The 10,157-nt window shown below is 56.4% G+C and carries 5 protein-coding genes and 3 pseudogenes; 5 read left to right on the top strand and 3 right to left on the bottom strand.

Annotated elements, in window-relative coordinates; genetic code table 11:
- Positions 1-1,161: RHS repeat-associated core domain-containing protein (locus DK870_RS15325; RefSeq protein WP_161549040.1), on the top strand; the 1,161-nt coding region annotated here is incomplete at its 5' end.
- 711 nt (positions 1,162-1,872) lie between these two features.
- On the opposite strand, the gene istB is transcribed toward DK870_RS15325, so the two are convergent.
- Together istB and DK870_RS15315 are read right to left on the bottom strand one after the other, a co-directional pair.
- Entirely contained in the window at positions 1,873-2,628 is a 756-nt protein-coding gene (gene istB, locus DK870_RS15320; RefSeq protein WP_161549039.1) for an IS21-like element ISPsy14 family helper ATPase IstB, read from the bottom strand.
- A 23-nt stretch (positions 2,629-2,651) separates the two neighbouring features.
- Positions 2,652-2,993: pseudogene (locus DK870_RS15315) on the bottom strand (IS21 family transposase); the annotation flags it as partial.
- Between the two features lie 10 nt (positions 2,994-3,003).
- Here DK870_RS15315 and DK870_RS15310 point away from each other — a divergent pair.
- The 4 genes and pseudogenes from DK870_RS15310 to DK870_RS15295 all read left to right on the top strand — a co-directional run.
- A pseudogene (locus DK870_RS15310) lies at positions 3,004-3,174 on the top strand (transposase domain-containing protein); the annotation flags it as partial.
- Between the two features lie 838 nt (positions 3,175-4,012).
- Positions 4,013-5,416 carry a reverse transcriptase domain-containing protein gene (locus DK870_RS15305; RefSeq protein WP_372241677.1) on the top strand — a complete coding sequence of 468 codons (1,404 nt, stop codon included), beginning with the start codon at positions 4,013-4,015 and terminating at the stop codon, positions 5,414-5,416.
- Positions 5,353-5,544 carry a hypothetical protein gene (locus DK870_RS30015; protein WP_161549038.1) on the top strand — a complete coding sequence of 64 codons (192 nt, stop codon included), beginning with the start codon at positions 5,353-5,355 and terminating at the stop codon, positions 5,542-5,544. The genes DK870_RS15305 and DK870_RS30015 overlap by 64 nt, the downstream gene beginning before the upstream one ends.
- 261 nt (positions 5,545-5,805) lie before the next feature.
- Positions 5,806-5,997 (top strand): annotated as a pseudogene (locus DK870_RS15295) (transposase domain-containing protein); the annotation flags it as partial.
- A gap of 213 nt (positions 5,998-6,210) precedes the next feature.
- Here the strand turns inward: DK870_RS15295 and DK870_RS15290 are convergent.
- The gene (locus tag DK870_RS15290; protein WP_161549037.1) at positions 6,211-9,066 is read right to left on the bottom strand and encodes an RHS repeat-associated core domain-containing protein; all 2,856 of its coding nucleotides are present in this window, start codon (positions 9,064-9,066) and stop codon (positions 6,211-6,213) included.
- Positions 9,067-10,157 lie beyond the last annotated feature (1,091 nt).

Here is a 10,157-nt window from a genome sequence, read left to right as displayed (position 1 = left end):
GATGTGACTGGCCGAATCGTCTCGCGAGAGGAGTACGCCCCTTATGGCGGCACCACGGGCTGTGATGAGGCGGCGACAGAGGTCAGTCGCCTGGCCCAGCGTACGCGACGCTACTCGGGCAAGGAGCTGGACGCCACGGGGCTGTATTACTACGGGTGGCGGTATTACCAGCCGACGCTGGGGAGGTGGCTGAGTGCCGATCCCGGTGGGTTGGTGGATGGGGTGAATTTATTCCAGTTCTGCACAAACAACTCTGTTAACAGGACGGATTGGGACGGACGTATGCCGCCGCCAGTGGCGCCACGTCCAGAGTCAACGTTGAGTGCGGCGAGTACTTTCTTGCCAATTGTTCCTAAAAATAAGGTTGAGCGAAGGGATAAGCGGATAGCTGTCAGTTATCAAAAAATGTCAAAAGGCACCATGTGGAAAGGCGCAATCACAGCGGAAGACGACGTAAAAAATATAAGCAAAAAAAACATCGAAGCCTTGTTGGGCCGACTGCAGTTGACTGCTGAAGAGAAAAAATTTGTAGAAAGTACAAAGGAAATTCCATATAAGTTAATACACTTCACGAAATCTCAAATTAAGGCTAATGGCAAGGTGTCTATAAAATCCAGTGATTTACTTGATAGTAAGGGGGGTGGCTATAATTTGTACAGCGCGACTAATGGTGATGTTTTAAAGTTAAATACTACGGGGTTTGCCTTTTTTTCTCTAGGGGTGGAGGGCGCTGCGGGGAAACCGAGTAGCAGATTTGGTCGATATAAGTGGGAAATTCCTCTTGCTGGACTTAAAGATAACGTGTATTTACAGCATGCCCATATGGCGCTGAATGATACTCTGGAATTTAATTTTGTGGAAACAAGTAGCGCGAGGCTGAGCGCATCCTTCGGTGAGGATGATGTCGAAAGAGTGCAGAGGGCTGGCAGTCTATTTAACAGCGCTGCGGATACGCTCTTCCATTATGATAACTTTACAGACGGACTCGCGCTGCACCTGGTCAGTGTAGGCCGGTTGCTTTCCAGCGACGCCCAAAAGAAAATTTTATCTAGTGTTGATGATAAAGCGAAATTTGACGAGATGATCTCGCTCCTGTGTCGTCCACAAATCCTGGTTCCGTCAAAATTGGCATCTGAATATTTCAAGTCAACAACGCTATGATGCATGACGATTGGAGATTGGCCCTAGGGCATGTGCTAAATAAACTCGCCTGCTAGAAGTGCTTGCTTTTGGAATCCTGCGTTGGTGGGGCGGCGCTATTTTTCCAAAATGCAGTCAAATGACCGAGCAATATGTAGCGATGGGGAGGAGGCGTTGGCAGTCGTAAAAAGATGGCTTATTAGGCAAGGTTGTGGAGAGCTTTCGTCCATCTGCGGCAAGCGATGCATAGTCTTCGGCTTGACGTTACAGGGCTACGAGCGGAGCGTGCGGTGCTTCCCTTGTGTTCTTTTTCCGACGGAATGGGTCAGGTTCATGGTTGTTGTCGCGAAGTTCAATCGTGATATTTATTGTTAATAGAACTTGTTGTGGACCGCTTGAACGGCAGCCCAGGGCCTCGCGATGCTGTGCTGATAATTTCATAAAAAATAAATGGCTGAGATTGAGTTGTACGGCTAGCGAGGTCTGTCGTTCAGGGGGGGACTCGATTGACGACCGAGCTCTCTATTCCTTAAATCATCAAAGCAATAATCACGCAATGTTGCTGACGAGTCTGAGCGACGTAATGCTGCGCGTCAGTGGTTTAGTCACGTTCGCGGTGAGATCTGCCTGCGGATTCCATGCCATCCGGACACTCAGCCCACCAACATCCGGACACCCGTTCCACGCTCATTCGGACAGGCAGTCGGAGCGCAGCGACGCAGGTTTGCATTGTTAGTCTGAAGCCCCTATCGCCGTCAATTTCGTTGCGCGCCTGCGCATCGATTCGCCCTTCAGTTCGATCCGATAAGCGTTGTGCACCAACCGGTCAAGGATCGCATCGCCCAAGGTCGGATCGCCGATCAGCGCATGCCATTTGTCCACCGGCATCTGGCTGGTCACCAGTGTCGAGCGGTTGCCGTAACGATCATCCGGCAGCTCAAGCATGTCGCGCCGTTGCGCAGCGGTAAATGGCGCCAAGCCCCAGTCATCCAGGATCAGCAAGTCGGTCTTGGCATAACCCGCCATCAGTTTCGCGAAGCGCCCATCGCCGTGGGCTAGGCCCAGCTCTTCCAACAAGCGCGGCAGGCGCAGGTAGCGCACGCTGTAACCGTCGCGGCAAGCTTTGTGAGCCAGCGCGCAGGCGAGCCAGGTTTTGCCTACGCCAGTCGGGCCGCCGATGATCAGGTTCAGGCCATCGCGCAGCCACTGACCGCTGCCCAGTTGCAGGATCAAGGCCTTGTCCAGGCCTCGCGGGCTGCGGTAGTCGATGTCTTCCAGGCAGGCGTTGTGGCGTAGTCGGGCGGCTTTGAGACGCGTACTCAGGCGCGCATCTTCACGCTCGGTCAGCTCGCGGTCGACCATCAGGCCGAGGCGTTCGTCGAAGCTGAGATCGTTGATGTCAGGCGTTGCGTGTTGTTCGCCAAGCGCCTTGATCATGCCGTGCAGGCGCAGGGTTTGTAGCTTGTCGAGTGTCGGGTTGGGCAGCATGTTGGTGCTCCTTTTTCAGGCCAGTGGTAGTAGCCAGGGCCGCGCAGGTTGATGTGTTCTTCGGGCAGTAACGGCAGGTTTTGCTGGGCCAGCGGTAGCTGCTCCAAGCCTTGGCGCAAGATCGATTCCAGGCTTTTGTAGCTGCACGCGCCCAGTGCCAGCGCACGCTGGCAAGCGGCTTCCAGCCGCTCTTCGCCGTGCTGTTTGCCCAGGCGCAGGATGCCCAGGCAGGCGCGGAAGCCGTGCTGCGGATGGATCCGGCGTTCGAGGATGTAGGCGATGACACCGGCCGTGTTCGGCCCGGTCTGCTCGGCCCAGCGGATCAACCGCTGGGGCGTCCACTCGGCGTGTTCGCGGTGACTTTTGGCCGTGGAATCCGCAGCCAGTGCGCAAATCTATAGCTTGGTCGAGACGGCCAAAGTCAACGGCCAAGAGCCCTATACGTGGCTGCGCCACGTACTGGAGCGGCTGCCGCATGCGCAGTCGGTGGCCGACTACGAAGCGTTGTTGCCATGGAACTGCTCGCTGGAAACGCCGCCACGGTAAACACAAAGTGATCTTGGCGGTAGGTGTACTTCGTGGATCGCTTAGTGCGCCAGCCAAGCTGGCAGTTGATAAAGGGTGAAAGTCCCTACGAGAGAAGTTATGGCGAAACACCTCGACCCCGAGTCATGCGTTGTGCACCGTGAGGTGTACGGCGAAGCGTTGGCAGGGGAAACCAGCAGACCAGCCATTGAGCCGCGAAATCATGAGTCCGGGGTGCGACGGTGTTAAGCGAAGCGGAAGGCCACAGTGTGCATGACGATAATCGCAAGTCATGTATCACGCCCTGCGCGGTCGTAGACCCTGAGCAGGCTGGGAAGTCAACTGTACGGAAGCTGGGAGATCTCATTCGTGTCTGGTCGTGACAAGCCAGACGGGGCAGGAAAGGCCACAAGCCGAGCGTCTGCCGTCTACGCGAATGAGAAGTCGGATAGCCCCGTAGTACCTGAGAAGTTGCCGAACAATGGGCCTGGCCCGGCGGAGGCGATGGAGGAAAGGGGGGCTAGCCAAGGGGAACAGTGAGCAGCTTTCCGCGCCCCGGACGCAGAGCCGGATTAGTGCGTTGTCAGGGTTGCCCGCTGTAAGTCAAGCAGCCCGGCAGGATCGCCGGGTCAAGTTCACGACTTTATTGCACCACGTCACGGTCGAGCTACTACGCGAGAGTTTTTACAACCTCAAGCGAGACGCCGCCTTTGGTGTGGATGGAATATCGTGGCGAGAGTGCGAGCAAGATCTTCAAGAGAAACTGAAAACCTTGCATGACAAAGTGCACAGTGGGCGGTACCGAGCCAAACCTGTTTGACGGGTTTTCGTCCCGAAGGCAGATGGCAGCGAGCGACCGCTGAGTGTCACCGCGCTGGAAGACAAGATCGTCCAGACAGCAGTAGGGCAGGTGCTCAATGCGATCTATGAGCAGAATTTGCTCGGACTCTCGTATGGGTTTCGCCCTGGTCGAGGGCAACACGATGCATTGGATGCTTTGTCGGTGGGAATACAGAACTTTCGGGTTCGGTGGATATTGGACGTGGATATTCGGGCGTTCTTTGACACGATCGATCACGAATGGATGATGTGCTTCTTGCAACACCGAATCGCAGATAGGCGAATGTTAGGGTTGATAGCTCGATGGCTCCGTACTGGCGTTATCGAGAATGGAAAGCGAATCCCGGCGAAGCAGGGCACACCGAAAGGCGCGCCTATTTCACCATTGCTGGCCAATATCTACCTGCACTACGTGACGGATTTGTGGATTAGACAATGGCGTGGGCGTACAGCACAGGGCGAGATTGTTGCCGTGCGGTATGCAGACGACATCGTGCTTGGGTTCGAAAAGCGTGAAGATGCATGGAGCTTTCGCCATGCTTTGGAAGCTCGACTCGCTCAGTTCTACCTGACTCTACACCCAGAGAAAACACGTCTGCTGCGGTTTGGCTGGTTCGCGGCCGAAGACTGCAAGAAGCGTGGCGAAGGGAAACCGGAAACTTTCGATTTCCTCGAGTTCACGCATTTCTGTAGTCAAACCAAGAACGGGATGTTCGTGGTGGGGCGCACGACTATCAGCAAACGTATGAGAGCAATGCTCAAGGAAATACGGGCGCAGTTGCATAAACGCAGGCACGAGCCTGTCCCTGTGATCGGGCAGTGGTTGAGTCAGCTGTTTAGAGGTTATTGCAATTACTACCACGTACCCGGTAATACACGGAGGCTGGATGCTTTTCGCCGGGAAATTATCGGAGCGTGGAGATATGCCCTTAAACGGCGGAGTCAGCGACATCGACTGAACTGGGAGCGCGTGACTGCGCTAGCCAGGCTGTTCATTCCCTATCCGCGCGAGCTACCAATGCATCCTGATCCCATAACCCGCTTCGGCGTTAAACCCAAGGCAGGAGCCGTATGCGATAATTCCGCACGTACGGATCTGTGCGGGGGGTGGCAGGTGACTGCCATTCCTACCGCAACCCTATATGCGGTCCTGAGTGCTGATATTGAAGAGAAGGCATTTTATTATGCTGCTACCTCGAATATGAGCGGAAATTCACGCATTCACGTGGAGCTCGACAATGCGCAATCAGTCACATGTCTCTGTTGCGGTATGGGAATGTTTATTCGCGAATTGGAGTATATGGGTGGCTGTTTTTCTTTGATCTCTATAAGTGTCCTGAGAGGGAGTGCAGGGAGGCGGTGTATGATGTTGCCCCTGAACAAGTGGTGTATGTCGAAGCGCATGGGACCGGCACGCCGGTAGGCGATCCCATCGAGGCATCCTCCATTTCCGAAGTGATGGTGGGCAGCCGTCGTGCCGTACTTCCCATCGGTTCCGCAAAGGGCCATACCGGTCACCTGGAGACGGGGCAGGCATCGTGGGTCTGGTGAAAGCCGCGCTATGCCTCTATCATCGGCAGCTTGTCCCTACCGCGGGGCATAATCGCCTGACGCCCAAGATCGATGCCGAAGCACTCCGTCTGCGCGTGACGACTGAAGTCGAATCGTTGCCACTCACCGAAACCGGAGACGCCCCGGTCATTGGTGTAAGCTCGTACCCGAGGCAGGAGCCGTATGCGGTAGCTCCGCACGTACGGATCTGTGCGGGGGGCGGCTGGTAACTGCCGTCCCTACCGCGACCGCCTATACCGGCTATTCAGTGACACGCCCAAGGGCGCCACCGCCAGTGCGCAGATCTACAGCTTGGTCGAAACGGCGAAAGCCAACGGCCAGGAGCCGTATACGTGGCTGCGCCACGTACTTGAACGCCTACCGCAAGCGACTTCGGTAGAAGACTTCGAAGCCTTGCTGCCGTGGAACTGCTCCCCGACTATCTCGCGCTAAATACACACCTCATTTTTTGCCATGTGTGGTTTATGAGTCGCTTACGATCGAAGCACAGTTTTTAGGGAGAATTTCGGTCAAAGTTTAAGCATTCGTTTTGATATTCGAGCACCTCTCGCGCTCATGAACGCTCTCGTAAATCGCGAATAAGCGCGCTAGCAAGGGGATGGCAGCGCGTAACAAAAGAGCTCTCTTGCCGCATCGTTCGGTATGTCAGCCTAATGATGCCCGTCTTTTCCTTGACGAAAACACCCATGAGCCTTCCCCGTTCATTCCTTTTACCCAACTCCCCAAGGGGTGATTGGCTCGTTGACCAAACTGTTCAGGCGCTCCAATGAATTTGGATGGCAGCAGGCGCGGACTAAGACCGCTTGCTTGAACCCATGAATCAATCATCCCAGGGCCAGTGGCAAGAATGGTCAACTCATGACGAACCTTAGGGATGGTTCTTTTTAGGATCCACATGACATCATCGACAGAGACTGAATGATAGGGCGCCTGTTGGAATTTAACACTTAGTCCGTCCTTGCCTGCAAAACGCCCAACCCCCATGTCATATAGCTTTCCTCGGTAAGGCGCTGTAGCATAGTTGATCATTCTTTTTAAGCTATTAGCTTTTTCCTTTGCGACTATTACAGCGTTTGAAATGCGCGCTCTACCTTCCCATAGTTCTTGATGAATCAGCACATCAGAGGGCCCAGCACTACTCATACGCTGAGACTTTATTTCCCCTAGCCTACCGGCGACCATCACGTCAACATCCATATAAATCCCGCCTCCAAATTTTTCCAGAACGCCTAGTCGCAGAAGGTCTGAAGCAGCAGCGTAATTCGCGAACGGCGTATTTGATGATTCTCGGGCGACGGCTGAACTTAGTTCAGTGGAAAGTCCAATTGGGGCTTGAATGTTTATTTTTTTGAAAAGTTCTTTGCTGTAGCCACGCTCGATTAGGTTGTTCTTGAGTTTTTCCGGCGCATCACTCCAGAGGTTTACCTTGTAATCGGAATTATTAAATTTAAAATGTATTATATTGCTCATGGCGTTGGCAGCGATTTCTTTTTTTCCCAGCCAAATATAGTGCGCGCTTTTCGGATACCTACCCGTATTATCATGAAACATTAAGGGGCAATTTCTAACCATCCGGAACAAATTCGTCCCATCTACCAACCCTCCGGGATCGGCACTCAGCCACCTCCCCAGCTCCGGCTGGTAATACCGCCAACCGTAGTAATACAGCCCCGTCGCGTCCAACTCCTTGCCTGAGTAGCGCAGGGTCCGCTGGGTCAAGTTGCTAACCTCGGTCGCCGCCTCATCGCTGCCGGTGGTGCCGCCATAAGGGGCGTACTCCTCCCGCGAGACGATTCGGCCAGTCACGTCGGTCTCGCCCCCGACACTGCCCAGATGGTCACTGAAGCTGTAGCGCAAGTGGGCCTGGCCGCTGAGCCGGTCCTCCACCAGGCGCACCTCGCCAGCCTGGGTGATGACGAGGTGTTTCTGCGGGGCTGTCTGACCGGCCAGCCGGCGCTGGCGGATTTCACAGTCGCCGGCATAGGTGGTCAAGGTGATCTGGAGGCTGCCGTTGACGGTGGTCGTGTTAATTTTACGCGTCCGCGTACCGCCGTCGGCATACTGGTAGCGCTCCGTATCGTCGGCCGCCTCATCGCGGCTCACCGCGCTGACCTGGCGCAATTGGTTGTCGGCGTACCAGTGCAGCGGCCGGCCGTTGGTCAACTGCTTTTGCAGCCCCCCGGCCCAGAAGCCCGTGTCCGGGGTCAGGGGGTGCTCGGCCGCCAGCGCTCGGTTACTGCCCGCCGCGACGTCTAGCGCACGGGTGCGGTCGCCGGCGCCCCCGACATGGTGGATCGCCGTCAGGTTGCCGCCGTTATCATACTGGTACGTTTCCCTGTAGGGCCGCCAGACACTGCCCGCACTCGTCTCTCCAGGGTAGTAGCGCGACACTGGGCTGCGTTCCCGGCCCGTGGCGTGGGTGAGCCGATACAGCGTGTCGTAGGCGTACTCTCGCAACCCCGTGGCCTGCTGATTGGCATGCCACTGCGGGTCGGCCCCCTGGTCGTCCAGGCTGAGGATGTTGCCCACTGCATCGTAGCGGTAGTGCAGGTCGCTGATCAACAAGGCGCCCTCCGGATGTCCGGCTGGACGGGCCGTCAGGTGCCGGGTCAGGTACTGGGTCCGTGGATCATACTCATAGGTGTCGATGACACCGTTGCCGGCGCGCTGCGACAGCACCACCCCGTCGGCCCGATAGCGGATGGCCTGGAGGGTGACGATCTCCTGGGGTATTCCGGCTTCGGTGTAGGCCAGGCGGGTTTGCACCACTGCGCCATTGATGGCGTAATCGGTCAGGGTGGTGACACCCGCCGCGTTCGTGGTGCTCAGCGGTGCGCCTGTCGCATCGTAGCGGCCACTGACGCGCAAAGGCGCCTCCGTGTCGGCCTCGGTGTGGCGGCCCCAGTCTGGCAGGTCCACCTCCGGCTTGAGCAGGCACTGCTCGGCGGCCAGCGGCTGGCCCATCACCGAGGCACTCAGTGGACGGTGGATACCGGCATTGTCGCGGTGTTCGGACAGGCCGCCTGCCAGATTCAAATTTTTCCACGGTGTCTCGTGCAAAGGCACATAGGCGTACTGTTCGCGGACACGACCGGCGGAAGCGCCGGCCGCGATCTCGGTCAGCGACCGCGGCCGGCCGCCGGCAGGGGCCGCGTCATAGTGCAGCACGCTGACGGTGCCCTGGGCATTGCGCGACCACAGCGATCGGCCCGCCGCATCGGTGAGGGTGAGGGTCGCATCTCCATCGGCGGTGTGCAGCGACAGCGGCTGGCCGGTCAGGCCGGCGACGGTCACCGCATCGGCGTGGCCGGTGGCTTCATGGTCCAAGGCCCGGGCCCCGAACAGCCGGGTGGTACGGCTGAACGGGTGTTGCTGCGCGCGACTGACCAGCCGACGGGCCGGGGCCTCGGGGGCCTGCGGTGTGCGCAGGAAGGACAGGGTGCGGAACGCGCCAGCCACCCTGGGGGTGTCGGCATGCAGGGAGAGTAAGGTGTTGGGCATCGAGCGCGACCTTCCTGTCAACATGTCTGATAAGGCAACGAGCAGTGTCGTTCTTAAAACCAACAAGGCGTGCTGGGTCGCGCCTCCAGAAGGAAACAGCCAACTCAGGGAAACTTGCTGTTTGCATTGGCGCTTCAGCAGCACTCAGGCAGGGCGGCGGGATTAACTAATAGCCCCGCCGCTGCCCATTGACTCCCTTTTGAATCAGGGAGGGTGGCTTGAAAAACAGCGCTCTTGCAGGTCAGGGGGCCCGTTGGTACGGGAAAGTGAGAAAGTGGGATTTGCCAGCCGGCATTACCGTCTGGCCCGCCCACCGATAGCACGCCCGTGTTACCCGCCAGGGTTCCGCCGCCTTTGGGTAACGAAGGTAACGTAAAAAATGGTTGGTTTTCACTTCCAGTGGGGGCCGCAAAATTATAAGTCATAAATCCTCCGAAGCTCCTGGGTCGGGTTATACGGATATCCTTTTAAAGCTAGGCTGCCGCTTGCTGCTGAGCAGCACGTAAAAAGCCTAAGCGTTAAACAAGGAGGCTGTCGCACCGCACCACGCCAAATGCCGCCAAATCCACTATCAAGTCCTTGATCTAAACATAAAGCCTTAACAAATCAGGTGTTGCTTTTTTACCGAATGGCTTCTAATGACAGCTGATTGCCATCGTGAACGAACTGAGTCCGGCCTCCTCGGTCAGCCGAAAGCAGGCGCTCTGTTGTTTTGGGGTGATGAAAGCCCCCTCATTGAGCAGAGCCACCTCCAAACCTGAAACTGGCCAATAGAGCCGGTATGCTGTACAGACCTTAACTCTCTAGCTGATGCGTCCCAGAACAGGTCCCGAGAGGTAGATTTAGTGCCCTAGGACCTTAGAAGCGAAACGCGTGCCTAGTCCAAAGTAGAAGATGATTAGCAAAAATGCCTCATCCGTTATAAAAAAATCTTTTTAACGTTTCCAAAGTGCCTTCTGGCCTAACGGACGGCGGCGGCAAAAACTGAGTGCAACACCTGACCTTGCCGGTAGGGTGCTGGCCCCTATGTCTTATTCCGAACTCAGCTTGAAGAGCGCGCCACCATTCAAATCGGTGATGCCCAAGGCTTC

The sequence above is a fragment of the Pseudomonas sp. Q1 genome (assembly GCF_009935975.1).
In the GTDB taxonomy this organism is placed as follows: Bacteria; Pseudomonadota; Gammaproteobacteria; order Pseudomonadales; family Pseudomonadaceae; genus Aquipseudomonas; species Aquipseudomonas palleroniana.
This window is presented reverse-complemented; position numbering and strand designations above follow the sequence as displayed.

What these genes read in the sequence shown, in the direction of transcription:
- istB (WP_161549039.1), bottom strand. Translation starts at nt 2,628, where the DNA reads ATGCTGCCCAACCCGACACTCGACAAGCTACAAACCCTGCGCCTGCAC.
- DK870_RS15290 (WP_161549037.1), bottom strand. Translation starts at nt 9,066, where the DNA reads ATGCCCAACACCTTACTCTCCCTGCATGCCGACACCCCCAGGGTGGCT.